Annotated in this window: 23 protein-coding genes; 12 read left to right on the top strand and 11 right to left on the bottom strand. The window is 67.8% G+C overall.

The annotated features are described in order from the left end of the window. Nucleotides 1–9 precede the first annotated feature (9 nt). Nucleotides 10–1,458, top strand: a complete 1,449-nt coding sequence (locus tag G6N51_RS15780; protein ID WP_083168099.1) for a dihydrolipoyl dehydrogenase family protein — start codon at nucleotides 10–12, stop codon at nucleotides 1,456–1,458. Nucleotides 1,459–1,465: 7 nt separating this feature from the next. Then, nucleotides 1,466–1,921 (top strand): cupin domain-containing protein, encoded by a 456-nt coding sequence (locus tag G6N51_RS15785; protein WP_083168094.1) that lies wholly within the window; start codon nucleotides 1,466–1,468, stop codon nucleotides 1,919–1,921. Here the strand turns inward: G6N51_RS15785 and G6N51_RS15790 are convergent. Continuing rightward, nucleotides 1,918–2,325, bottom strand: coding sequence for a VOC family protein (locus G6N51_RS15790; protein WP_083168089.1), 408 nt, complete (start codon nucleotides 2,323–2,325; stop codon nucleotides 1,918–1,920). The genes G6N51_RS15785 and G6N51_RS15790 overlap by 4 nt on opposite strands. Nucleotides 2,326–2,456: 131 nt before the next feature. Here G6N51_RS15790 and G6N51_RS15795 point away from each other — a divergent pair, with 131 nt between their 5' ends. The 4 genes from G6N51_RS15795 to G6N51_RS15810 all read left to right on the top strand — a co-directional run bounded on the left by G6N51_RS15795 (nucleotide 2,457) and on the right by G6N51_RS15810 (nucleotide 6,314). Next, nucleotides 2,457–3,284, top strand: coding sequence for an Rv0792c family HTH-type transcriptional regulator (locus tag G6N51_RS15795; RefSeq protein ID WP_083168085.1), 828 nt, complete (start codon nucleotides 2,457–2,459; stop codon nucleotides 3,282–3,284). A 114-nt stretch (nucleotides 3,285–3,398) separates the two neighbouring features. After that, nucleotides 3,399–3,866 (top strand): hypothetical protein, encoded by a 468-nt coding sequence (locus tag G6N51_RS15800; RefSeq protein ID WP_083168081.1) that lies wholly within the window; start codon nucleotides 3,399–3,401, stop codon nucleotides 3,864–3,866. A 154-nt stretch (nucleotides 3,867–4,020) separates the two neighbouring features. Further along, nucleotides 4,021–4,836 (top strand): lysophospholipid acyltransferase family protein, encoded by an 816-nt coding sequence (locus tag G6N51_RS15805; RefSeq protein WP_083168076.1) that lies wholly within the window; start codon nucleotides 4,021–4,023, stop codon nucleotides 4,834–4,836. Between the two features lie 98 nt (nucleotides 4,837–4,934). Beyond that, nucleotides 4,935–6,314 carry a WS/DGAT/MGAT family O-acyltransferase gene (locus tag G6N51_RS15810; RefSeq protein WP_174814320.1) on the top strand — a complete coding sequence of 460 codons (1,380 nt, stop codon included), beginning with the start codon at nucleotides 4,935–4,937 and terminating at the stop codon, nucleotides 6,312–6,314. On the opposite strand, the gene purQ is transcribed toward G6N51_RS15810, so the two are convergent. The 3 genes from purQ to G6N51_RS15825 all read right to left on the bottom strand — a co-directional run bounded on the left by purQ (nucleotide 6,311) and on the right by G6N51_RS15825 (nucleotide 8,017). Further along, nucleotides 6,311–6,985, bottom strand: coding sequence for a phosphoribosylformylglycinamidine synthase subunit PurQ (gene purQ / locus G6N51_RS15815; protein WP_083168071.1), 675 nt, complete (start codon nucleotides 6,983–6,985; stop codon nucleotides 6,311–6,313). The genes G6N51_RS15810 and purQ overlap by 4 nt on opposite strands. Continuing rightward, complete coding sequence (gene purS, locus G6N51_RS15820; protein ID WP_083168066.1) at nucleotides 6,982–7,221, bottom strand: phosphoribosylformylglycinamidine synthase subunit PurS; 240 nt, start codon at nucleotides 7,219–7,221, stop codon at nucleotides 6,982–6,984. Before purS ends, purQ begins: the two co-directional genes overlap by 4 nt. A 61-nt stretch (nucleotides 7,222–7,282) precedes the next feature. Then, nucleotides 7,283–8,017 carry an ATPase gene (locus tag G6N51_RS15825; protein ID WP_180134406.1) on the bottom strand — a complete coding sequence of 245 codons (735 nt, stop codon included), beginning with the start codon at nucleotides 8,015–8,017 and terminating at the stop codon, nucleotides 7,283–7,285. Between G6N51_RS15825 and G6N51_RS15830 the strand changes: the two genes are divergently transcribed. Continuing rightward, nucleotides 7,994–8,632: an MBL fold metallo-hydrolase gene (locus tag G6N51_RS15830; RefSeq protein WP_083168059.1), complete on the top strand. Its 639-nt coding sequence runs from the start codon at nucleotides 7,994–7,996 to the stop codon at nucleotides 8,630–8,632. The genes G6N51_RS15825 and G6N51_RS15830 overlap by 24 nt on opposite strands. Nucleotides 8,633–8,642: 10 nt before the next feature. Here the strand turns inward: G6N51_RS15830 and G6N51_RS15835 are convergent, their stop codons facing one another. After that, complete coding sequence (locus G6N51_RS15835; protein WP_083168056.1) at nucleotides 8,643–10,310, bottom strand: FAD-binding dehydrogenase; 1,668 nt, start codon at nucleotides 10,308–10,310, stop codon at nucleotides 8,643–8,645. 48 nt (nucleotides 10,311–10,358) lie between these two features. Next, nucleotides 10,359–11,063 carry a DUF2334 domain-containing protein gene (locus tag G6N51_RS15840; RefSeq protein WP_083168052.1) on the bottom strand — a complete coding sequence of 235 codons (705 nt, stop codon included), beginning with the start codon at nucleotides 11,061–11,063 and terminating at the stop codon, nucleotides 10,359–10,361. A 145-nt stretch (nucleotides 11,064–11,208) separates the two neighbouring features. Here G6N51_RS15840 and G6N51_RS15845 point away from each other — a divergent pair, with 145 nt between their 5' ends. After that, on the top strand, nucleotides 11,209–12,828 hold the full coding sequence (locus G6N51_RS15845; RefSeq protein WP_232078409.1) for a DHA2 family efflux MFS transporter permease subunit: 1,620 nt from the start codon (nucleotides 11,209–11,211) through the stop codon (nucleotides 12,826–12,828). A gap of 155 nt (nucleotides 12,829–12,983) precedes the next feature. Beyond that, nucleotides 12,984–14,603, top strand: coding sequence for a DHA2 family efflux MFS transporter permease subunit (locus G6N51_RS15850; RefSeq protein WP_083168044.1), 1,620 nt, complete (start codon nucleotides 12,984–12,986; stop codon nucleotides 14,601–14,603). Between the two features lie 49 nt (nucleotides 14,604–14,652). Here the strand turns inward: G6N51_RS15850 and G6N51_RS15855 are convergent, their stop codons facing one another. Beyond that, nucleotides 14,653–16,827, bottom strand: coding sequence for a S9 family peptidase (locus tag G6N51_RS15855; RefSeq protein ID WP_083168040.1), 2,175 nt, complete (start codon nucleotides 16,825–16,827; stop codon nucleotides 14,653–14,655). Then, nucleotides 16,824–17,711 (bottom strand): phosphoribosylaminoimidazolesuccinocarboxamide synthase, encoded by an 888-nt coding sequence (locus G6N51_RS15860; RefSeq protein WP_083168036.1) that lies wholly within the window; start codon nucleotides 17,709–17,711, stop codon nucleotides 16,824–16,826. Before G6N51_RS15860 ends, G6N51_RS15855 begins: the two co-directional genes overlap by 4 nt. 64 nt (nucleotides 17,712–17,775) lie before the next feature. On the opposite strand from G6N51_RS15860, the gene G6N51_RS15865 reads away from it, so the two are divergent. Continuing rightward, entirely contained in the window at nucleotides 17,776–18,396 is a 621-nt protein-coding gene (locus tag G6N51_RS15865; RefSeq protein WP_083168032.1) for a hypothetical protein, read from the top strand. Between the two features lie 45 nt (nucleotides 18,397–18,441). On the opposite strand, the gene G6N51_RS15870 is transcribed toward G6N51_RS15865, so the two are convergent. Then, nucleotides 18,442–19,701: a cytochrome P450 gene (locus G6N51_RS15870; protein WP_083168028.1), complete on the bottom strand. Its 1,260-nt coding sequence runs from the start codon at nucleotides 19,699–19,701 to the stop codon at nucleotides 18,442–18,444. Beyond that, on the bottom strand, nucleotides 19,698–21,116 hold the full coding sequence (gene purB / locus G6N51_RS15875) for an adenylosuccinate lyase (protein ID WP_083168023.1): 1,419 nt from the start codon (nucleotides 21,114–21,116) through the stop codon (nucleotides 19,698–19,700). The genes G6N51_RS15870 and purB overlap by 4 nt, the downstream gene beginning before the upstream one ends. Before the next feature lie 44 nt (nucleotides 21,117–21,160). On the opposite strand from purB, the gene G6N51_RS15880 reads away from it, so the two are divergent. Continuing rightward, entirely contained in the window at nucleotides 21,161–21,907 is a 747-nt protein-coding gene (locus tag G6N51_RS15880) for a DUF429 domain-containing protein (RefSeq protein WP_083168019.1), read from the top strand. Here G6N51_RS15880 and G6N51_RS15885 read toward each other — a convergent pair. Further along, entirely contained in the window at nucleotides 21,841–22,503 is a 663-nt protein-coding gene (locus G6N51_RS15885; protein WP_083168015.1) for a TetR/AcrR family transcriptional regulator, read from the bottom strand. The genes G6N51_RS15880 and G6N51_RS15885 overlap by 67 nt on opposite strands. Before the next feature lie 73 nt (nucleotides 22,504–22,576). On the opposite strand from G6N51_RS15885, the gene G6N51_RS15890 reads away from it, so the two are divergent. Further along, complete coding sequence (locus tag G6N51_RS15890) at nucleotides 22,577–23,494, top strand: alpha/beta hydrolase-fold protein (RefSeq protein ID WP_083168010.1); 918 nt, start codon at nucleotides 22,577–22,579, stop codon at nucleotides 23,492–23,494. Nucleotides 23,495–23,512 lie beyond the last annotated feature (18 nt).

Consider the following 23,512-nt stretch of genomic DNA (forward strand, 5'->3'; position numbering starts at 1 on the left):
CGAAGAACGATGGCAGCACACGAAGAAAGCGGCTACGACGTCATAGTGCTCGGCGCCGGCCCGGTCGGGCAAAACGCCGCGGAGCGCGCCCGGGCGGCAGGACTGACGGTCGCGCTCATCGAGCGGGAACTGGTCGGGGGAGAATGCTCCTACTGGGCCTGCGTGCCGAGTAAGGCCTTGTTGCGGCCGGTGATCGCCATCGCGGACGCCCGCCGGGTCGATGGCGCGCGCGAGGCGGTGAGCGGCCGGATCAACGCGGCGGGTGTCTTCGGCCGCCGCGACCGTTACGTGAGCGACTGGGACGACAGCGGCCAAGCCGACTGGGTTCGCGGAATCGGCGCCACCCTGGTACGCGGCCAGGGCCGGTTGGATGGGGCGCGACGCGTCGCCGTCACGGCTTCCGACGGTCAGACGTCGTGGTTGGCCGCGCGGCACGCGGTCGTGGTCTGCACCGGAAGCCGGCCGGTCCTTCCCGACTTGCCCGGAATCGGCGAAGCCAGACCGTGGACCAACCGCGAGGCCACCGACAGCAGCTGTGTGCCCGAGCGGCTGGCCGTGGTCGGCGCCGGCGGCGTCGGCGTCGAAATGGCCACCGCTTGGCAAGGATTGGGGTCTCAGGTGACCCTGCTCGCGCGGGGGTCGGGCTTGTTACCGCGGATGGAACCGTTCGTGGGCGAACTCATCGGCCGCGGCCTCGCCGATGCGGGTGTGGACGTGCGAGTCGGGGTATCCGTCCGGGCGCTGCGCCGGCCTGGCGGCGGACCGGTAACCCTCGCGTTGGACGACGACTCCGAGGTGCAGGCCGACGAAGTGCTTTTCGCGACCGGCCGCGCCCCGCTCACCGACGACATCGGCCTCGAGACCGTCGGGCTGACCCCCGGCAGCTGGCTCGACGTCGACGACACCTGCCGAGTGCGGGCCATCGAGTCGGACTGGCTCTATGCGGCGGGTGACGTCAATCACCGAGCCCTGCTGACCCATCAGGGCAAGTACCAGGGTCGCATTGCCGGCGCGGCGATCGGTGCGCGTGCGGCGGGCACGCCCTTGGACACCGCGCCCTGGGGCCGCCACGCGACCACTGCCGACCATCACGCCGTGCCGCAGGCCTTCTTCACCGACCCCGAAGCCGCCGCGGTCGGCCTGACGGCCGAGCAGGCGCGGCGGGCCGGGCACCGGGTGCGCACCGTCGACGTCGAGATCGGCGGCGCGGTGATGGGGGCCAAGCTCTACGCCGACGGGTACGCCGGCCGGGCGCGGATGGTGGTCGATCTCGATCGCGAGCACTTGCTCGGGGTCACTCTGGTGGGACCCGGGGTCACCGAGATGCTCCATTCCGCCACCATCGCCGTCGCGGGCGAGGTGCCCATCGACCGGTTGTGGCACGCCGTGCCCTGCTTCCCCACGGTCAGCGAGCTGTGGCTGCGGCTCCTCGAGGCGTATCGGGATTCGATCCCATAATTGACGCATGGCCACTGCAGACGGATTCCACCCAGATTTCGACGAGAAGGCGCCGCAAACCATCCGCAACCGGGTGCACCACATCAAGTCGTCGGAGATCAGCTCCGACACCGCGCAATCGGACGGGCTTCGTCGCTTCGCCGCGCTCAGCGGCACATCGGTGGGTGCCGAGAAGCTCTGGATGGGCGAGACACACGCGGCGCCGGCGACCGTGTCGTCCAACCACCATCACGGCGACTCGGAAACCGCCATCTACGTTCGCAGCGGCCACCCGGCGTTCGTCTTCCACGACGGCGTGCAGGAAGTGCGTATCTCGGCGTCGCCCGGGGACTACGTCTTCATCCCGCCGTACCTGCCGCACCGCGAGGAGAACCCCGACCCGACCACGCCGGCGGAGGTCGTCATCGCGCGCAGCACCCAAGAGGCCGTCGTGGTGAACCTCCCGGCGCTCTACCCGCTCTAAACCGTTCGGTAGACGGCGATTTCGACCAGATTCCCATCGACGTCGCGGCAGTAGTGCGAGGTCATCGGGCCCAGCGCGCCGGTTCTGGTCACCGGTCCTGCGACGATCTCCGCCCCGCACTCCGCCAGATGGGTGCGCACCTCGTCGGGGTTGCTGCGCGTGATGAAGCACAAGTCCTGGGAACCGGCCACCTCGAACGAGGCGGTGACCCAATCCGGATCCTCGGCCAGCGCCCCGACCGGTCGAAGGTTGAGTTTCTGCTCCCCGAACCGCAGCGCGATCCGCGCCGACCGCCCGAACGTCTCCCTCCGCATGCCGAGCACCCGCTCGTACCAGGCCGCGGTCACCTCCACGTCGTTGCAATTCAGCACGACATGGTCGATTCGTTCCACCGCAATCCCCACCGTCGGCCCTCCTGTGCTGGCGCAAAAGCATTCTTGGCCAGAGTAATCCGAGCATCCGGGGGACGACGGTCGCCGGGCGTGGGCTCGGATCTCCTTTACCCTCCCGGCAACCAGACGTTTTAATACGTCTTATGGCCACCCGAGCGTTGGACCTCGAGGCCGCAGATCTGCGGGTTCGGCATGGCAACGTACCCGCAAGCACCCAGCTCGCCGAAGCGCTCAAGGCCGCGATCATCAAGCAGCGCCTGCCCCGCGGCGGACTCCTGCCCAGCGAGCGGGAGCTGATCGATCGCTCCGGCCTGAGCCGGGTAACCGTGCGCGCGGCGGTCGGGCTGCTCGAGCGGCAGGGCTGGCTGGTTCGGCGCCAGGGGCTGGGCACGTTCGTCACCAACCCGGTGCGACAGGAATTGGGGTCCGGCGTGCGCACGATCACCGAGGTACTGGCGAGCTCCGGAATCACGCCGCACGTCGACGTGCTGTCGCACCGCATCGAGGAGCCCCCGCAACGGGTCGCCGACACGCTGGGCTTGCCGAGAGTTCTGTGCATACACAGACGATTTCGCGATGGGGATGCACCCCTTGCCCTGATGATCGCCTACCTACCGCCGGGGCTCGGGAAGGCCGTCGAGCCGCTGCTGTCGAGCGCGTCGGACACGCAGCCCGAGCGGGCGATGGAAAGCACCTACACCATGTGGGAGCGGCGCCTCGACGTGCCCGTCGCCCGGGCCACCTATGAGATCCACGCGGCCGGCGCCTCCCTTGACGTCGCGGGCGCGCTGAATCTGCCGTTGGGCTCTCCCGTGCTGGTGCTCGAACGCGTCAGTTTCGGCACGGACGACAAGCCGCTCGAGGTTGTCGAGTTCCACTATCGTCCCGAGCGATACCGGTTTTCCGTGACGCTGCCGAGGACGATGCCGCGGCCCGCCGCCGGGATCGTCGAGCGGCGTTTGACCGACTGACTTCACCGGCCGACCGACCCTGCCCCGGGCGCTCAGCCAATTCTCAACAGTTTCTTCGCTAACCCGTGGCTTGTCTCCCAGCATCCGCAAAGCCACTGGCCGCAGCATGTTTTCATGACGAACGAGCCCATGTGCGCAAAAGCGGTCGAACGGTACCTGCGCACCCGCGGCCGACGCTATTTCCGTGGCCACCACGACGGCGAATATTTCTTCGTCACCAGCCCCCGCCCGCGACGCCTGCACGTCCATCTCGAGATCTCCCCCGCGCACGGCGACGTGCTGATCGTTCGGGTGACTCCCGGCTGCTTCTTTCCCGCCACAGAGCGCCCCTGGCTGGTGCACTTCTCGGACACCTGGAACCGCGAGGAGCACGAAGTCACCGCGGTCATGCACGGCTCGTGCGACCCGCAACGGATCGGCGTGGTGGCGCGCAGATCCCACTGGATCCGACGGAACACGTCGTTCGAGGAATTCGCCGCCTTCGTCGACCGCACCATCGACGACGCGACCAAATTCTTCGCCGCCTTGAGCCCGGGCGTCGAGCTGCCGACGGCCCATCCGTTGCTGCGCGACGCCGGCTGAACCCGGGTCCTCTGCGCTAGCGGCCCGACCGCGCGAGCAAACGGAAACCGTATTCTCTAATTTGGAGAGTAGAATTTGCTCCGCCGGGCAGGTTTGGGAGCTACGTCACACCGGCAATCAGTAGCAGAGCGCAGGAACACGACAGCGGGGAGCCATGACGGGCAGCGGCAACGAGGTGGCCGACAACCACGAGACCACCAAGTGGGACCCGGCCTTCACCGAGCAGGTCAGCAAGACCCTCGGACCGGTCGTCAAGCGGTGGTATCGGGCCGAGGTGCGCAACATAAGCAATGTGCCGTCGTCCGGGGGAGCGCTGGTGGTGTCCAACCACTCGGGCGGCATGCTGACACCGGACGTGCTGATCTTCTCCCCCGCGTTCTACGGCGAGTTCGGCTACGACCGCCCGGTCTACACGCTGGGCCATTACGGCCTGTTCATGGGCCCCCTGGACGGCTGGCTGCGCCGCCTCGGGGTCATCGAGGCCAGCCGTGAAAACGCTGCCGCGGCATTGCATTCCGGCGCCGTGGTGCTGGTCTTCCCCGGCGGCGACTACGACTCGTACCGGCCCACCTTCAGTGCCAACACCATCGACTTCAACGGACGCACCGGCTACGTGCGGACCGCCATCGAAGCCGGGGTGCCGATCGTGCCCACCGTCTCGATCGGGGGCCAGGAGACCCAGCTCTTCTTGACCCGCGGCAACTGGCTGGCGCGCAAGTTGGGGCTGACGAAGGCGCGCATGGACATCTTGCCGGTCAGCTTCGGGGTCCCCTTCGGCCTGAGCGTGATCTTCCCGCCCAACCTCCCGCTACCCGCCAAGATCGTCACCGAGGTGCTCGAGCCGATCGACGTCGCCGCCCAGTTCGGCGAGGATCCCGACGTCGACGAGGTCGACGCGCATGTGCGCGGGGTCATGGAATCGGCGCTCAAGCGACTGGCCGGCCAGCGCCGGCTGCCCATCCTCGGCTAACCCACAGCAACCGATGGCTTGGGACTCGATACCATGCGAAAGCGTCTGCAGCACAAGCTGATTCCAACCGTCCTGGAGTCGGCACAGCGAGGTGGCCGGTGAAACGGCTCAACGGCATGGACGCGATGCTGCTCTACAGCGAGACGCCCAACCTGCACACGCACACGTTGAAAGTGGCGGTCATCGAGCCCTCCGACCCCGGGTTCGGTTTCGAGGCGTTCCGCTTTCACGTGCGCCGCCGGCTGCACCTGCTGGAACCGTTGCGCTACAAGCTCGTCGACATCCCCTGGCAGCTTCATCACCCGATGTGGCAGGAGGACTGCGACGTCGACCTCGACTATCACCTGCGCCGGGTGCGGGTGCCGGCGCCGGGCGGGCGGCACGAACTCGACGCCGTCATCGGCGAGGTCGCCTCCTCTCCGTTGGACCGCAGCCGCCCGCTGTGGGAGTTCCACTTCGCCGAGGGACTGGCCGGCGGCCGGTTCGCGTTGATCGGCAAGGTGCACCATGCGCTGGCCGACGGCGTCGCTTCCGCCAACCTGCTGGCCCGCGCGATGGATCTGAAGGATGCGCCGACCGACGAGCGCGACAACGACGACGCGGGGACGACCGCGTCGACCGCCGAGCTGCTGCGCGCGGCCGCGCGCGATCACGCCCGGCAGATCGCCGAACTGCCTGGGTTGGCCAGGGACGCCGCCGTCGGGCTGACCCGGGTTCGTCGCCGGTCCAAAGAACGCGGTGGCCATCCGGATCTGGCCAATGCCTTCGATGCACCACCGACGTTCTTGAATCATGTCGTGTCGCCCCGGCGGCGGTTCGCCAGCGCGACGCTACCGCTGGCCGACGCCAAGGCGACGGCCAAGGCGTTGGGCATCACCGTTAACGACCTCATACTGGCGACGGTCGCCGGCGGCCTGCGCACGCTCTTGTTGGCCTACGACGGCGTGGCCGACCGGCCGCTCATCGCGTCGGTGCCGACGGCCACCGACAAGTCGGACCGCATCACGGGCAACGAGATCAGCGGTCTGATGGTCTCATTACCGGTACACGTCGCCGCTGCCACCGAGCGAGCGCGGCTGGTGGCACTGGCGACCCGAATCGCCAAAGAAGACCACGAGATTCTCGGCCCGCAGCTCTACGGCCGGCTGATGGCCTACCTCCCGACGGCCGTCGCCCCGGCCGCATTCCGCTGGCTGGGGCGGCGCGACGCGCCCAACAAGCTGATGAACGTGGCGGTCTCCAGCGTGGTGGGCCCTCGCGAACGCGGCCACTTCGGTGGCGCCGCGGTCAGCGAGATCTACTCCACCGGTGTGTTGTCGCCGGGCGCCCCGGTCAACATCACCGTGTGGAGCTACGTCGACCAGCTCGGCGTTGCCGTGCTCACCGATGACCGCACGTTCAACGACCCGCACGAGGCCACGGATGCGATCAGCGCATCGTTCGCGGAATTGCGCTCCGCCGCGGGGGTTTCCGCCTAGACCGAAAGCACCGCATCCAACACCGAGTAGAACAGGCCCAACCCGTCGTCGGATGGGCCCGTCAACGCCTCGATGGCGTGCTCGGGATGCGGCATCAGTCCGACCACACGACCGTTGGCCGAGCTGACGCCGGCGATGTCATGTAGCGAGCCGTTGGGGTTGTCGTGGTAGCGGAACACCACCCGGCCCTCGCCCTCGAGTTCCTCGACGACGTCGGCGGGGGCCACGTAGCGGCCCTCGCCGGATTTCAGCGGCACCAGCAGGTCCGCGCCGGGCTCGAAACGCGACGTCCATGCCGTCGACGTCGACGCCACCCGCAGCCACACGTCGCGGCAGACGAAGTGTAGGCCGGCGTTGCGGGTCAGCGCGCCGGGGAGCAGCCCGGCTTCACAGAGCACCTGAAACCCGTTGCAGATTCCCAACACCGGCATGCCGCGCTGCGCGGCGGCCACCACCTCGCCCATCACCGGGGCGAACCGGGCGATCGCCCCCGCCCGCAGGTAGTCGCCGTAGGAGAACCCGCCGGGCACCACCACGGCGTCGACGCCCTTGAGGTCGGCGTCCGCGTGCCAGAGGCTGACCGCCTCTGCGCCGACCCGGTGCGCCGCCCGGGCGGCGTCGACGTCGTCCAGGGTCCCCGGAAAGGTGATGATGCCGATTCGTGCCGTCACCGGGGCTCCCGGCTGATGGTCCAGTCCTCGATCACGGTGTTCGCCAACAACGTTTCCGCTATCTCGGCGAGCACCGAATCGTCGACGCTGTCGTCCACTTCGAGTTCGAATCTCTTGCCCTGCCTGACATCTGAGATCCCCGGATGACCGAGTCGGCCCAGTGCGCCGACGATCGCCTGACCCTGTGGGTCGAGAATCTCCGCTTTGGGCATCACATGAACGACTACCCGGCCCACCGGCGCTCCTCCTCAGGTTTGCTTCCGCGCCAACTCTACCGGCGAAAGTGCAGCCCGACCGCTACGGGCACGAGGCAATGTAGGCCTCACACAGCGGCGCGGTCATGGCGTTCAGCACCGGGTCGTCGGCCATCGCCGGCCACGGGACCTGCGGCGGCCCCGACGACCAAAGGGTCAGCTCGCTGATCGTGCTGCTCGCCGGGTGGGCGACCAGGTAGGTGTGCATGACGACCGGACCGCTGATCACCGCGGCCATCCGGTTCGTCTCGTCGCTGGTGACCGACGGTGACTGCAGCGGAGCCCGCTGCTGGCAGGACCGCAGCGCGCCGACGGCGGTGCCGAACACCGACGCGGCGATGGCGCCGCCGCTGGCCGTATCGCCGCGCCAGTGCAGGATCTGAGCCTGCAGCTGCCACTGCCCGTCCGGGTGGGTCACGGTGGCGCGTGCCACGACCGCCGAGTCCCGCGGATCCCGCTGCACCGGGGGCGTGGCACACAACTCCTCGAACCGGAATCGGGGGCCGGGCGTCGCCCCGGTCACTTGCGCCGCGAGGCTCGCAAGCGCCGGCCAGCCATACACCGAGTCCAGCGGCACGGCACGGCGCTGGATCCACGCGGAGTCGGGGATCTGGTCGCACACCGGCGGGCAGGCCTGCGGCTCGGCGTGCCCGGGAACCGCGACGATGAACGACATCGCGAGGCCGCCGACCACCACCATGGTCGCCAGGATCACCCGCATCGGCCTCACCCCCGTCAGGGCACAATCGTAATCATGCAACTGACGCATTTCGGCCACTCCTGTCTACTTGCCGAATTCGACCACACCCGGGTGCTCTTCGATCCTGGGACCTTCGCGCACGGGTTTGAGGGCATAACGGGGTTATCGGCCATTCTCATCACCCACCAGCACCCCGACCACGTCGACGCCACCCGCCTGCCCGCTTTGCTCGAGGGCAACCCGGATGCCGCACTGTACGCCGATCCGCAAACCACCGACCAGCTGGGCGCGCCGTGCCAGGCGGTGCACGTCGGTGACGAGCTAGTAATCGGTGAGCTGACGGTCCGTGCCGTCGGTGGCAAACACGCCGTCATCCACCCGGAAATCCCCGTGATAGAGAACATTTCGTTCCTGGTGGGCGACGCCGATCATCCCGCCAGGCTGATGCATCCCGGTGACGCGCTGTTCGTGCCCGACGAACAGGTCGACGTTCTGGCGGCACCGGCGGCGGCCCCGTGGATGAAGATCTCCGAAGCCGTCGACTACCTGCGCGCGGTGGCGCCGGTGCGCGCGGTACCCATCCACCAAGGGATCATCTCCCCGGATGCGCGGGGCATCTACTACGGCCGGCTCACCGAGATGACCACCACCGATTTCCAGGTGCTGCCCGAGGAGGACGCGGTCACGTTCTGACCGCACCCGGCTAGGCGATATCGTCGGCGACGCCGCGGCCGGCGGCGCGCCCCGAAAAGATGCAGCCGCCAAGGAACGTGCCCTCCAGGGCGCGGTAGCCGTGCACACCGCCCCCACCGAACCCGGCCACCTCGCCGGCGGCGTACAGGCCGTTCAGGGGTGTTCCGTCCGCCTTCAGGACTCGGGCAGCGAGATCGGTCTCTATGCCACCCAATGTCTTTCGGGTCAGGATGTGCAACTTGACCGCGATCATCGGCCCGGCCTTCGGATCGGTCAGCCGGTGCGGTGCCACCACCCGGCCCAACCGGTCGCCCAGGTAACCGCGGGCGGCGCGGATCGCGGTGATCTGGCCGTCCTTGCTGAACTTGTTGGCCACCTCCCGGTCGCGGGCGGTCACCTCGGCCTCCACCGTGGCATAGTCCAGCGGCGCCACGCCGGGCAACTTGTTCATCGCGGTCACCAACTCCCGCAACGATTTCGCGCTGACGAAGTCCACTCCCCGGTCGACGAATGCCTGCACCGGCCCCGGCGGCCCCGAACGCGCGCGGTTACGCAGCAGCTCGCGCAGGCTCTGCCCGGTCAGATCGGGATTCTGCTCCTGTCCGGACAGCGCGAATTCCTTCTCGATGATTTTGGCGTTCAACACGAACCAGGTGTAGTCCTGCCCGGATTTGGTGATGTATTCCAGCGTGCCGAGAGTGTCGAATCCGGGGTAGAGCGGCACCGGCAACCGCTTGCCGCTCGCGTCGAGCCACAGCGACGACGGCCCGGGAATGATCCGGATGCCGTGCAGCGGCCAGATCGGGTCGTAGTTGGTGATGCCCTCGGTGTAATGCCACATCCGGTCCGGGTTGATCACCCGCGCGCCGGCCTGCTGGGAGATGCCGATCATCCTGCCGTCGACGTGGGCGGGCACGCCACTGAGTAGCTGCTCGGGTACGCGGCCCATCCGCGTGGGCCAGTTCTTGCGCACCAGCTCGTGGTTGGCGCCGATGCCGCCGCTGGTGACGATCACCGCGGGGGCGCGGAACTCGAATTGCCCCACGGGAGTTCGTGACGACGCCACGCCCCTGGGTACGGCCGAGGGTTCCAGCACGGTGCCCCGGACGCCCGTCACCGCGCCGCCCTCCACGATCAACTCGTCGACCTGGTGGCGGTGCGCGAAGCGCACCGTCGAGCGATCCCGCAGCTGACGGGCGAAGATCTCGACCAAGGCGGGCCCGGTGCCCCAGGTGATGTGGAATCGGGGCACCGAATTTCCGTGTCCCTGGGCGTCATAGCCCCCGCGTTCGGCCCAGCCCACCAGCGGGAAGATCTTGAGGCCCCGGTCACGCAGCCAACGGCGTTTCTCCCCCGCCGCGAAATCGACGTAGGCGTGCGCCCATTGGCGTGGCCAGTAGTCCTCGGGCCGATCGAACGCCGCGGTTCCGAGCCAATCCTGCAGGGCGAGTTCGTGGCTGTCGCGAATCCCCAGCCGGCGCTGTTCGGGGCTGTCGACGAAGAACAGACCGCCGAAAGACCAGAAGGCCTGCCCACCCAGGTTGGCGCTGCTCTCCTGGTCGAGGATCAGCACCCGCAGACCCCGGTCCACCAATTCGCAGGCGGCCACCAAGCCCGCGAGTCCGGCCCCGACGACGATGACGTCGGCGCCGAATGCCGCGGCCGAAGAATCGCTCATGTCGGACCAGGGTAATGCCCGTGGCGGGCGAGCTGAGGAGACGCTGGATCAGGCCGCGTCGAGAATCGCCTTGTCGCGCCGCCAACGGTAGACCGTCGGTGCGCAGCCGTGCATCAACGACAGGTCGACGGCGTCCACCATCGCCTGCAGCGGGCCGGGTTTGCGGAGGTGACGGGCGGCCACGGCGACCCGGACCACGCCGCCGCGGCGGGCGATCCGCTCCGCGGACAGCACGACCATCCGGCACCACCACGGTTCGGTGAGGAAGCCTTCGCCGATGCCCAATACGCGGGAGCGCACGGTCGAGTGCCGAACCAGGTCGGTGATGCCGTGCAGGTCGGCGAGCATCCGAAAACCATTGTCCGGCAACGCCTTGACAACGCCCGGAGACACCACCCATCCAGGCGCCGCGAACAGCCGGGTGCGCAGCCCGAGGTGTTCGAGCACCCGGTCTGCGGCCATCAGCCGCAGGTTGGCCTCGTGGGCGCGAAGGATGGCGAATTCACCACGGCGCTTCTTGGTGGCCGCGTCGTCATAGCCGTGCAGCACGATGGCGTCACCGCCGGACCGGCGGTTGGTCAGCCATTCGACCGTGCGCGGGTCCCGGTCGAGCCGATAATCACCGCTGAGCCGTGGTGCCACCAACAGCGACAGCGGGACGTTGCGGGCATCCATTTGCGCACAGAACGCCTCGACGTCGGACAGGGTGCGCTCGCCAATCCCTGAGACCGAGACGATCAACTTTCCAGCCACACCCGCAGTTTGACGATCTCAGGTGTCGGAATGGTGAAGGACACGCAGACGGCAGACGTATATCGCTGCGGCCGAGCCGCAGGTCGCGGCGATCTGCGCCACGCGGCAAGGGCCCGCGGGCGGCGGCGGCGAGAATCGGTTCGATATGCTAAGCAACGCCATGGATCAGGCCCCGTACGCAGCGGCCGACATTCCGCTGCCCTACGACCCCGCCGCGCAGCCGGGCGAGGGTGAGCGGGACTATCCCGACAAGCTCGACGCCGGCCTGCTGCGGATTTCCGGCGTGTGCATCCTGGCCACCGTGATGGCGATCGTGGACATCACCGTCGTCAGCGTCGCTCAGCGCACCTTCATCGACCAATTCGCGTCCTCGCAGGCCGTCGTCGCATGGACGATGACCGGCTACACGCTGGCGTTGGCGACCGTGATACCGATCACCGGGTGGGCGGCCGACCGGTTCGGCACCAAGCGACTTTTCATCGGCTCCGTGCTGGCCTTCACGCTGGGATCCCTGCTGTGCGCGCTGGCCGCGAACATCTTGCAGCTCATTGTCTTTCGGGTCATCCAGGGTGTCGGCGGCGGCATGCTGCTGCCCCTGAGCTTCATGATCTTGACCCGTGAGGCCGGCCCGCGACGGCTCGGCCGCCTGATGTCGATCCTGAGCATCCCGATGCTGCTCGCCCCGATCGGTGGCCCGATCCTGGGTGGCTGGCTCATCGACGCTTCCAGCTGGCGGTGGATCTTCCTGATCAACCTGCCGCTCGGGGTCCTCACCATCGCGCTCGCCGGGATCATCTTTCCCAGGGACCACCCGGCGCGGTCGGAAACCTTCGACCTCGTCGGGGTGCTACTGCTGTCACCCGGGCTGGCCACCTTCCTGTTCGCGGTGTCGTCGATTCCGCGTTGCGGCACCGTGGCCGACCGCCACGTGCTGATACCGGCGGGCATCGGTCTGGCCTTGATCGCCGGGTTCGTCGCCCACGCCTGGCGCCGCGCCGATCATCCCCTCATCGATCTGCGGTTGTTCGGCAACCCGGTGCTCACCCACGCCAACGTGACGATGCTGGTGTTCGCCACGGCGTTCTTCGGCGCTGGGCTACTGCTGCCCAGTTACTTCCAGCAGGTGCTGCACCAGACACCGATGCAGGCAGGCCTGCGCATGATTCCCCAGGGACTCGGCGCCATGCTGACCATGCGGCTGACCGGGCCGTTGGTGGACCGGCAGGGGCCGGGCAAGATCGTGTTGGTCGGCATCGCGCTGATCACCGCCGGCCTGGGCACCTTCACCGTCGGCGTCGCCAGGCAGGCCGACTACTTCCCCACGTTGCTGATCGGCCTGGCGATCATGGGCCTCGGCATGGGATGCACCATGATGCCGCTGTCCGTCGCCTCCGTGCAGGCGCTGGCCCTGCACCAGATCGCCCGCGGAACGACCCTGATGAGCGTGAGCCACCAGGTCGGCGGCTCGATGGGTACCGCGCTGATGTCGATGATCCTGACCAATCAGTTCAACCGCAGCGACAGCATCGTCGCCGCGAACAAGCTGGCTGCCTTACAGCAGAAAGCCGCCGTCACCGGCGTCCCGGTCGACCAGTCCGCGATACCGCAGCGGGCGCTGGGCGCAAACTTTGGGGCCACCGTGGTGCACGACCTTTCCCACGCCTATACGGCCGTATTCGTGATCGCGGTGGTGCTAGTGGTGTCGACGATCATTCCGGCGTCGTTTCTGCCGAAAAAGCCGGCGAGCCAAACATTGGGCCATTAGCGCGGTCACTACGGGCGGTGTCGAGGCGTTCAAGCGCCGGTTCGGAACGAACAGCGTGGACGGTCCGACCACCGGTCACCCGCCTGGCCAGCGAGAAAGCGGCGCCCGCCGAATCAAACGGCTAAAAGCTTCCGCGGAGGGGTATCGGAATAGATATGCTCGGCAACACGATGCAGAAGGCCTATTCCGCCCCCTCCGATGCCGCGGGCGAGCCCACTCCAACCGGTCAACCGGACTCGGACAGACACCAGTCTCCCGACAAACTTGACGCCGCGCTGCTCCGTATCGCCGGGGTGTGCGGGCTGGCCTGCATTATGGCGATCCTGGACAACACCGTCGTGCTCGTCGCACAGCCCACCTTCCTCGCGCAATTCGGTTCGACCCAGGCCATCGTCTCCTGGACAATCGCCGGCTACATGCTCGCTTTTGCGACCGTGATCCCGATAACGGGTTGGGCAGCCGACCGCTTCGGCACCAAACGGCTCTTCATGGGTTCGATCTTGCTGTTCACGCTGGGCTCGCTACTGTGCGCGTTGGCACCGAATATTCTGACCCTCATCATCTTTCGGGTGCTGCAGGGTGTCGGTGGCGGCATGCTGTTGCCGCTGAGTTTTGTGATCTTGACTCGCGAGGCCGGACCGAAGCGCGTCGGCCGCCTCATGGCCATCGGAGGCCTCCCGATTCTGCTCGGCCCCATCGGTGGCCCGATTCTGGGCGGCTGGCTAATCGATACTTACGGCTGGAAATGGATCTTTTTGGTGAACCTGCCGGTTGGCCTCGCCGCGTTTGCTCTCGCGGCGGTCATGTTCGCCAAAGATCGCTCGGCGCCGTCGGAGGCGTTCGACTTCGTCGGCGTCCTGCTGCTGTCGCCCGGCGTGGCTGCGTTTCTGATTGGGGTGTCATCGATCCCGGGGCGCGGCACACTGGCCGACCGCTACGTGTTGATACCGGCGCTCCTCGGGCTGGGCTTGATCGCCGCGTTCGTCTGGCACGCCTGGTATCGCGCGGACCATCCGCTCATTGACCTGAGGCTTTTCCGAAACCGCGTGGTCACAGAGGTCAACGTGACGTTGCTGGTGTTCGCCGTCGCCTTCGTGGGCGCCGGGCTGCTGGTCCCCAGCTATTTCCAGGTTGTGCTCCACGAGACTCCGATGCAGGCCGGGTTGCACATGGTGCCGGTAGGGGTCGGCGCCCTGGTGACCATGCCACTCGGCGGGGCCTTCGTGGACCGGCGGGGGCCAGGCAAGATCGTGGTGGCCGGCCTCGCGCTGATGGCCGTGGGTCTCGGCGTATTCACCTTCGGAGTGGCCAAGCAGGCCGCCTATCAACCGACGCTGCTGGCCGGGCTGACGATCATGGGCCTAGGCATAGGCTTCACCACGACGCCGCTCAATGCGGCGCTCATGCAGTCCCTGGCGCCGCATCAGATCGCCCGCGGGACGACGCTGATGAGCGTCAATCAACAGATAGGTGGCTCGATCGGCGCGGCCTTGATGGCGGTGATCTTGACCAATCAGTTCAACCACAACGCATACATCGCCGGTGCAAACAAGCTGGCGGCTCTGCAAGGTGAGGCCGCCAGGCACGGGCAACCCGTCGACCCGTCTGCCATTCCGCGGCAAACGGCCAGCCCCGATTTCGCGACCAATCTGATGAACAGTCTTACCCACGCTTACACGGTGGTGTACGTGCTGGCCGTCGTGCTGGTTGCGGTGACGATGATTCCGGCGTGGTTTTTGCCGAAGAAGATACCGAGCCACGTAGTCGGCGATTGAGTCGCCGTCACCGTTGAAACATCGCCGCCTCCGGCTTGCCCCCTCGCGGTCAGTGCTCCGGACCGCCTCCGCGACCTTCTTCCAGGCCGCCGCCATCGCGGCGGCCTGAGGCGACAGCCAGCAGCCACGCGTACTGGAATGCGGTTTCCTGCCAGGCCTTGTAGCGACCACTGACGCCGCCGTGCCCGGCGTTCATCTGGGTCTTGAGCAGGACCGGACTGCCGTTTCCGTTGACGTGCCGCAACGCGGCCACCCACTTGGCGGGCTCCACGTAGTAGACCCTGGTGTCGTTGAGCGAAGTCATCGCCAGAATGGCCGGATACCGCCTGGCCGCAACGTTCTCATACGGCGAATAGGACTTCATGTAAAAGTAGACGTCCTTGTCCTCCAACGGGTTTCCCCATTCGTCCCATTCGGTCACGGTCAGCGGCAACGAGGGATCGAGGATGGTGGTCAGTGGGTCCACGAACGGGACCTGCGCAAGGATCCCGGCGAAGAGATCCGGCGCCAGGTTGGCGACGGCACCCATCAGCAGGCCGCCCGCGCTGCCACCCAACGCCACCAGTTGCCCGGGCCGGGTGACGCCGGTGTCGACCAAGTGCCTTGCCACCGCGACGAAGTCGGTGAAGGTGTTCTTCTTCTCTAGCAGCTTGCCGTGCTCATACCACGGCCGGCCCATCTCACCGCCGCCGCGGACGTGGGCGATGGCGAACACCATGCCGCGGTCCAGCAGCGACAGCCGAGCGATGGAAAAGCTGGGATCGGTGCACATCTCGTAGGCGCCGTAGCCGTAAAGCAGCGCGGGCGCCGGAAATTCGATACCGACGCGATGCACGATGGACACCGGGATGCGGGTGCCGTCGTCGGCAATCGCCCAATCACGCCGCTCGACGTAGTCGGCGGTGCGGTAACCGCCCAGCACAGGCTGCTCGCGCAGCAAGGTGCGTTCGCCGGTGGCGAAGTCGACGTCGTACACCCGGGCCGGGACGACGAGCGACCCCGCCCTGATCCGCAGCTTGGGCGCGTCCCAGTTGGGGTTACCGGCGGGGGCGGCGCACATCAACTCGGAGTCGAACGTAATCTCCTCGGGCTCGGCGTAGTTCCCCGCGGCATCGATGTCCCACACCTGCAGGCGAGGCAACGCCTCTCGCCGGTAGCTGACCACCAGATGGCGGGCGAAGGCGTCCACGCCGTCGAGCCGCACGTCGTCACAGTGCGGGATCAGGGTGCGCTGCCGGGTCGGGTCGCTGACCGGCGCTTCGGTCAGCGTGAAGTTGACCGCGTCGTCGTTGTGCAGAATCAGGAATCGGTCCTGGCCGCCGACCACCGCGTGCTCGACCGCGTACTCGATGCCTTCGCGCCGTGGCAGCACGACGGTGAACCGTGCGTGCGGATCGGCGGCGTCGGCGTACCGGTACTCGGAGGTGATGGACGAACCCGATGCGATGAAAATGTAGGCCTCGCTACGCGTGAGCCCCACGCCAAGCCAAAACCGTTCGTCTGCCTCGTGATACACCAGTTCCGACGGCTCGCCGGAGCCCACGCGGTAGCGCCAGACCTTGTCGGGGCGGTGGGCCGCATCCAGAGTCAGGTAGTACACCGTGCGGTTGTCGGCAGCCCAGGTCGCCCCCGCCCCAATGTCGGCGATCTCGTCGCCATACAGCTCGCCGGTGCGCAAGTCCTTGAAACGCAACGTATAGCGTTCGTCGCCGACGACATCGACGGAATAGGCCAGCAGATTTCCGTCCAGGCTGACGGTGGCGGCACCGAGCGCGAAGAATTCGTGGCCGTGGGCCTCGGCGTTCGAGTCGAGCAGGATCTGCTCGCCGGGAATCTCGGTGTCCTCTTCCAGGATCGGCGGATCCCAGTCATCGGGATCGCCCACCGGACAACGGCACTGGACCCGATACTGCTTACCTTCGAAGGTGCGGGCGTAATACCACCAGTCGCCCTGCCGTGTCGGCACCGATAGGTCGGTCTCCTTGGTGCGCGCCTTGATTTCATCGAAGATCTGTTGGCGCAGCGGTTCGAGATCAGCCGTCATCGCGTCGACGTAGCCGTTCTCCGCATCGAGGTAGGCGATGACGTCGGGGTTGGACTTGTCGCGCAGCCATTCATAGGGATCGATGAAGACGTCGCCGTGATGCTCGCGTCGGGTCTCCTGCCGCTTGGCGACGGGTGCTATCGGCGGCGCATCCCGGTTGCCGGCGAGGGCTTCCGTCATGCGCCGATCCAGTCGGCGAAACTCAAGCCCGAAATGCGTTCGTAGGCATCGATGTAACGGTCCCGGGTGGCGTCGATGATGTGGTCCGGCAGTGGTGGTGGCGGCTGCGAGCCGTGGCGGTCCCAGCCGGACTCGGGGCCGGTGAGCCAGTTACGGACGAATTGCTTGTCGAAACTCGTCTGCACCACCCCAACCCGGTAATCCTCGGCCGGCCAGTATCGCGAGGAGTCGGGCGTGAAGATTTCGTCGGCCAGCAGCAGGTTGCCGTCGCGGTCGGTGCCGAACTCGAACTTGGTGTCGGCGATGATGATTCCCTTCGTCAGGGCGTGATCGGCGGCCTGAACATACGTCTGCAGCGTGCGGTCGCGCAGCTGGTTGGCGCGCACCCCGCCCACCAACTCGATCACCCTGTCGAACGAGATGTTCTCGTCGTGGTCCCCCAGCGCGGCTTTCGTGGCCGGCGTGAACAGCGGTTCGGAGAACTTGCTGGCCTCGACCAGCCCGGGCGGCAAGGTGATGCCGCAGACCTTGCCGGTCGCCTGATAGTCCAGCAGTCCCGATCCGGTGAGGTACCCGCGCGCCACGCACTCCACCGGCAGCATGTCCAGCCGCCGCACCACCAACCCACGGCCCAGGACCTCGTCGGGGATGCGCGGGTCGTCCGGCGGCCCGGCGAGATGGTTGGGGGCGTCGACGAGACCGAAGAAGAAGACGCTCATCGCGGTCAGGATGCGGCCCTTGTCCGGGATGGTGCTGTCGAGCACGTAGTCGTACGCCGAGATCCGGTCGGTCGCGACGAGCAGCAGATGTTCGTCGTCGACGCGGTAGATCTCGCGGACCTTGCCGCGGGCCAGGTGCCGGTAGTCGGACAGTGCAGGGCGCATCGGGTCAGCCTATCGGTCGCCCGATCAGGGGACTTGTGTCGGGAGCTGTGCTGGGATCGAGACTATGACCCCGCGGTTTTTGCCCTACTCCACCCGACCGGGCCGGTTGATGGTCCAGCTGCTCAGCGACTTCGCCGTCACCCTGTGGACCGCTGCCTGGCTGCTCGTCGGCCTGGCGGTTTACGACGCCGTGTCGACGATCGCCGACGCCGGCCGGCAGGTCGAGAACGGCGCGCACGGCATCGCCGGCAATCTGGCGTCGGCCGGCCACAGCACCCAGCACATCCCTTTGGTGGGAGACGCGCTGAGCCAGCCCCTGAATTCGGCCAGTCAGGCTGCGCTGGATCTCGCGAGCGCGGGCCACGACCTGGACTCCACGGCCAGCTGGCTGGCGGTCCTGCTGGCGATGGCCATCGCCGCCGTCCCGATCCTCGTCGCCGACGTCCCGTGGCTCCTCCTGCGGCTGCGATTTTTCCGACGCAAATTGACGGTGACGGCGTTGGCCGCGACCCCGGCCGGCGAGCAGCTCCTGGCCCTGCGGGCGCTGACGAATCGGCCGCCGGGAAAGCTCGCCGCGGTCAGCGCGGACCCGGTCGGTGGGTGGCGGCGGGAGGATCCGCTCACCATCAGGGCCCTGGCCGCGCTCGAGTTACGGGCGGCCGGCATCTCGATTGGCAGGCTTTAGCACCGCGCGGGCCTGGCGTCGGCTCGACGTCGGTGCGTCGGATCGTCAGCCCTCCTCGAGGAGTTCCACGACCAGGTGACGAATGCCGGTGTGCCGATTACTACGAGCCCACTCGACGGGCCGGACAACCCGGACCGCGCCGAACCGCGAAAACAGCTCTTCGTAGAGCACGCGCAGTTCCAGCCGGGCCAGGTTGGCACCCAGGCAATAGTGGACGCCCTGACCGAAACCTAAGTGCGGGTTCGGCTTCCGCGAGATATCGAATTCACCGGCGCGTTCGAACACACTGGCGTCGCGATTCGCCGAGCCCTCCCAGATCTGAATCTTCTGTCCCGCCACGATCGACTGCCCGCCGAGCGTGACGTCGCGGGTGGCGGTGCGTCGCTTGGACGGTGACGGCGACGTCCACCGCACGATCTCCTCCACGGCCGTCGGCAGCGCATCAAGATCCGCTCGCAGCGCCCTTAACTGCTCGGGGTGTTCGGCCAGCGCCAGCAGCCCCCCCGCGACGGCGTTGCGCGTCGTCTCGGCGCCGGCGCTGAACAGCAGGCTGAAGAACAGGTAGAGCTCGAGATCCGTCAGCGACGGCGCGTCGGCGTCGTCGACCATCGCGTTGGCGACGACCGACAACATGTCGTCGGTCGGCTCCGCGCGCTTCGATGCGATCAGCTGCTGGCCGTACTCGTACATCCGCGACCCGGCCTCTTGCACCGACGTTCGCGGCGATAGCTGCGACAGTGTGGCCTTACGCGAACCGCCGAAGTCGAACTGCGGCTCGATGGCTTCGAAGAGCCAATGCCGCTCGGACCCGGGCACTCCCAGCAGGATGCAGATCATCTGCATGGGCAGCTCGGCGGCGATGTCGACCAGGAAGTCGAACGGTTCACCGGGCACCACAGCATCCAGCAGCCGGCGGGCCCGCATCCGCAGATCGTCTTCGACCAGCCGGATCATCCGCGGCGTCAACCCGGAGCTGACCAGCCGCCGGATCTGGGAGTGGCGCGGGTCGTCCATCATGTTGAGTACCTGACCGGCGATGGCCAGATCCTGCAGCAGCGTGCCGCCGTACGGCCGGCTGCCGCCGGTGACCGACGAGTAGGTCGCCGGATCCTTCAGCACCTCAAGCGTTTCCGCGTAGGTGGCGACGGACCAGAAGCCCTCCCCGTCGGGGGTGTTGTCGGTCGGCTCGTGCCAGTACACCGGCGCCTCGCGCCGGTGGATGGCGAACAGGTCGTGCGGGAATCCGTGGGCGAAGTTGTCCAGGTCGGTGAAGTCGACCCCCGCGAGCGCGCCGGCCAGCGTCACAGGATCGCACCGGGCGCGTACTTGGCGGCGTCCGGATAACGGCTCACCAACGCGTCCACCGTCGCGGCCACCTCGTCCACCTGGTCACCGGCGGCGCCGATGAACGCGTTCTTGTCGGCCAGCGCGACGTCCAGCGCCGCCCGGTCCAGCGGCAGTCGCTCGTCTGCGGCCAACCGGTCCAGCAGGTCGGGTTCGGCGCCGTGTTCCCGCATGGCCAGCGCCGTCGCGACCGCGTGTTCGCGGATCACGTGGTGCGCGGCCTCGCGTCCCATGCCGGCGCGGACCGCGGCGATGAGCACCTTGGTGGTGGCCAGGAACGGCAGGTAGCGATCCAACTCGCGGGCGATCACCGCGGGGTAGGCGCCGAACTCGTCCAGCACGGTCAAGAACGTCTCGATCTGCCCGTCGATGGCAAAGAAGCTGTCCGGCAAGGCAACTCGGCGCACCACCGAGCAGAAGACGTCACCCTCGTTCCACTGCGCGCCGGCCAGCTCGGCGGCCATCGAGGCGTAACCGCGTAGCACGACCTGCAGCCCGTTGACCCGTTCGCAACTGCGGGTGTTCATCTTGTGCGGCATCGCCGACGAGCCGACCTGGCCCGGGGCGAATCCCTCGGTGACCAGCTCGTGCCCGGCCATCAGCCGGATGGTGTGGGCCATCGATGACGGCCCCGCCCCGAGTTGCACCAGGGCGGAAAGTACGTCGTGGTCGAGCGAACGCGGATAAACCTGCCCGACGCTGGTCAAAACGGTTGCGAAGCCCAGGAATTGGGCCACGCGTCGCTCGAGTTCGGCCAGCTTGGCCGCGTCGCCGTCCAGCAGGTCCAGCATGTCCTGGGCGGTGCCCATCGGGCCTTTGATGCCGCGCAGCGGGTAGCGGTCGATCAGCTCGCGCAGCCGGGTCAGCGCGATCAGCGTCTCTTGCGCGGCGGAGGCGAACCGCTTGCCCAACGTGGTGGCCTGCGCGGCGACGTTGTGGCTGCGCCCGGCCATCACCAGGTCGCGGTAGGCCACCGCCCGCTCGGCAAGCCGCGCCACCACGGCGATTCCATGCGAGAAGGTCAGTTCCAGCGACCGCCGGATCTGCAGCTGTTCCACGTTCTCGGTCAGGTCACGGCTGGTCATGCCCTTGTGCACGTGCTCGTGACCGGCCAACGCGTTGAACTCTTCGATCCGGGCCTTGACGTCGTGGCGCAGCGCCCGTTCACGCTCGGCGATCGAGCCCAGATCGACGTCCTCGAGCACCCGCTCGTAGTCGGCGATGGCATCCTGCGGGACGTCAACCCCGAGCTCCGCCTGCGCCCGCAGCACCGCCAGCCATAGCCGGCGCTCCGCGACGACCTTGGCCTCCGGCGACCAGATCGCGACCATTTCCGCGCTGGCGTACCGGGCGGCCAGGACGTTCGGAATGCTCACAGACATAGAGCTTACGATCGGCCCGGGCGCCATACGGTAGGCACGTGTACTTCGCCGGCGTCGACCTGGCCTGGGCCGGGCGCAACCCCACCGGGGTAGCGGTCATCGACGCGGGGGGCCGCCTCGTGCACATCGCGGCCGCCGGCGACGACACCGGGGTGCTCGCCTCGTTGGCGCCCTACGTGCGGGGGCATTGCGTGGTGGGGTTCGACGCGCCGCTGGTGGTCAACAACCCGACCGGCCAGCGTCCCGCCGAGGCGGCACTCAACCGTGACTTCCGCAGGTTCGAAGCCGGGGCGCACCCGGCCAACACCGCCAAACCGGAATTCGCGGACGGCGGGCGTGCGGCGCGCTTGGCGCGGGCGATGGGGCTCGACATGGACCCGCGGTCACCGGCTCCGCGCCGCGCCCTCGAGGTCTACCCCCATCCGGCGACCGTGGTGTTGTTCCAGCTGGCCCGAACGCTCAAGTACAAGGCGAAGCCAGGCCGCGATGTCGACCAGCTCAAGTCGGAGCTGCTCTTGTTGATGGACGGCATCGAAAAGCTCGCGCACAATGCGGTGCCGTTAGCCGTGACTGGTCATGACGAGTGGCTTCGGCTGCGCAACCGAGTCGCCGCCGCCCAGCGGAAAAGCGAGCTGCGGCGCGCCGAAGATCCGGTCGACGCCGTCGTCTGCGCCTACGTGGCCTTGTACGCGGAGCGCCGCCCGGCGGACGTGACGATTTACGGCGACTTCGCCACGGGGTACATCGTGACGCCGGCGCTGCCCGCCGACCGGACGGGCCGCTGATCAATGGGCGCAAGCACGTCGATGAGATCGACCACCGTCCCCAGGGCCGCCGCGTGCGGATCGCGACCCTCCACGAGGGCGGACACCACGCAACCGTCGACCGCACAGATCAGCGTGCACACCAGCTCGATATGCACCGTGCGGCCCGATCGCTCGATGGCCTCGGCCACGGCCTCGGCGCGCTGGCGCAGGCTGCGGCGCATGGTTTCGCGCAACGCGGGCAGCCGGGTGCACGCGATGTGCCGCTCGTAGCGCGAGATCAGCTGGTCACTGAGTCTCGGGCTGGACACATCTCCGACCAGCAGGTCGACCAGTACCTCGGCGATGGTTTCGGGGCCGCGACGCCGGCGCGAGAGGGCGGCAACCCGTGACCGCAGCTGCGCCACCTCGATCATCGCGATGTGTTCGACAGCGCGCGCAATCAAATCGTCAAGGGACGAGAAGTAATACGTGGTAGACGCCAACGGCAATCCGGCCCGCCGAGCGACGGCACGATGCCCCACCGCATCGAAGCCGCCTTCGGCAAGCAGCTCGGCGGCGGCGCTCACCAGCGCATACCGTCGACGTTCTCCCTTGGGAGTGACTGCTGCCGTCACGAGTAGCCATCGTGCCAGTCAAAGTGGTACTGCATTGCCATTTCGCCCAAACGGCCCGCCAAACCAACATGGCATGATGGCCCGCATGCCCGACTTGAGCCGCCGCGCCCTGCTGGGCCTCGGCGCCGGCGCCGCCGCGGGCGCATTGGGCACGTACGGGCTCGACATCCTGTTCAAGCCCCGGCCATCTCAGGCCCTCCCGCTGTCACCGGCCGGCACCCCGGCGCCGCTGGCACCGCCGCCGACCGCGCCCCTCGAACCCGCTCCGCCGGGACAGCCCGCGCCCACCATGGTGACGGGTTCCTTCGTCTCGGGGGCGCGCGGCGGGATCAACACCAACTGGGCCATCGCGCGCCCGCCCGGTCAGACAAAGCCGCTGCGACCGGTGATCGCGCTGCACGGCAAGGGCAGTGACGCGTCGACGGTGATGGCCGGTGGTGTCGAGCAGGGCCTGGCACAGGCCGTCAACGCGGGGCTGCCGCCGTTTGCGGTGGTCGCCGTCGACGGCGGTGGCAGCTATTGGCACAAGCGGACTTCCGGTGAGGACAGCGGGGCCATGGTGCTCGATGAGCTCATTCCGATGCTCGGCGGGCAGAACATCGACACGTCGCGGGTGGCGTTTCTGGGGTGGTCGATGGGCGGCTACGGCGCGTTGTTGCTCGGCGGCCGGCTGGGCCCGGCACGCACCGCGGCGATCTGCGCCGTCAGTCCCGCGCTGTGGCTCTCCCCCGGCGCGGCTGCGCCGGGGGCGTTCGACGGGCCCGACGACTTCGCGGCGAACTCGGTGTTCGGGATGCCAGCGCTGGCGTCGATTCCGATCCGGGTGGACTGCGGCGACAGCGATCCGTTCTACGCCGCGACCAAGCAGTTCATCGCGCAGCTGCCCCATCCCCCGGCGGGGGGTTTCTCCCCCGGCGGCCATAACGGGGAGTTTTGGAGCTCGCAGCTGCCGGCCGAGCTGATTTGGATGGCGCCGCTTCTGACGGCCTGATTTCGGGCCCGCGGGCGT

It is taken from the genome of Mycobacterium paraseoulense (assembly GCF_010731655.1).
GTDB classification, from domain to species: domain Bacteria; phylum Actinomycetota; class Actinomycetes; order Mycobacteriales; family Mycobacteriaceae; genus Mycobacterium; species Mycobacterium paraseoulense.

Excerpts from the sequence above, each read along its gene's own strand:
- G6N51_RS15800 (WP_083168081.1), top strand. The coding sequence starts at position 3,399 with ATGACGAACGAGCCCATGTGCGCAAAAGCGGTCGAACGGTACCTGCGC.
- G6N51_RS15850 (WP_083168044.1), top strand. The coding sequence starts at position 12,984 with ATGCTCGGCAACACGATGCAGAAGGCCTATTCCGCCCCCTCCGATGCC.
- G6N51_RS15860 (WP_083168036.1), bottom strand. The coding sequence starts at position 17,711 with ATGCGCCCTGCACTGTCCGACTACCGGCACCTGGCCCGCGGCAAGGTC.
- G6N51_RS15855 (WP_083168040.1), bottom strand. The coding sequence starts at position 16,827 with ATGACGGAAGCCCTCGCCGGCAACCGGGATGCGCCGCCGATAGCACCC.
- G6N51_RS15805 (WP_083168076.1), top strand. The coding sequence starts at position 4,021 with ATGACGGGCAGCGGCAACGAGGTGGCCGACAACCACGAGACCACCAAG.
- G6N51_RS15780 (WP_083168099.1), top strand. The coding sequence starts at position 10 with ATGGCAGCACACGAAGAAAGCGGCTACGACGTCATAGTGCTCGGCGCC.
- G6N51_RS15835 (WP_083168056.1), bottom strand. The coding sequence starts at position 10,310 with ATGAGCGATTCTTCGGCCGCGGCATTCGGCGCCGACGTCATCGTCGTC.
- G6N51_RS15795 (WP_083168085.1), top strand. The coding sequence starts at position 2,457 with ATGGCCACCCGAGCGTTGGACCTCGAGGCCGCAGATCTGCGGGTTCGG.
- G6N51_RS15865 (WP_083168032.1), top strand. The coding sequence starts at position 17,776 with ATGACCCCGCGGTTTTTGCCCTACTCCACCCGACCGGGCCGGTTGATG.
- G6N51_RS15845 (WP_232078409.1), top strand. The coding sequence starts at position 11,209 with ATGCTAAGCAACGCCATGGATCAGGCCCCGTACGCAGCGGCCGACATT.
- G6N51_RS15890 (WP_083168010.1), top strand. The coding sequence starts at position 22,577 with ATGATGGCCCGCATGCCCGACTTGAGCCGCCGCGCCCTGCTGGGCCTC.
- G6N51_RS15830 (WP_083168059.1), top strand. The coding sequence starts at position 7,994 with ATGCAACTGACGCATTTCGGCCACTCCTGTCTACTTGCCGAATTCGAC.
- G6N51_RS15785 (WP_083168094.1), top strand. The coding sequence starts at position 1,466 with ATGGCCACTGCAGACGGATTCCACCCAGATTTCGACGAGAAGGCGCCG.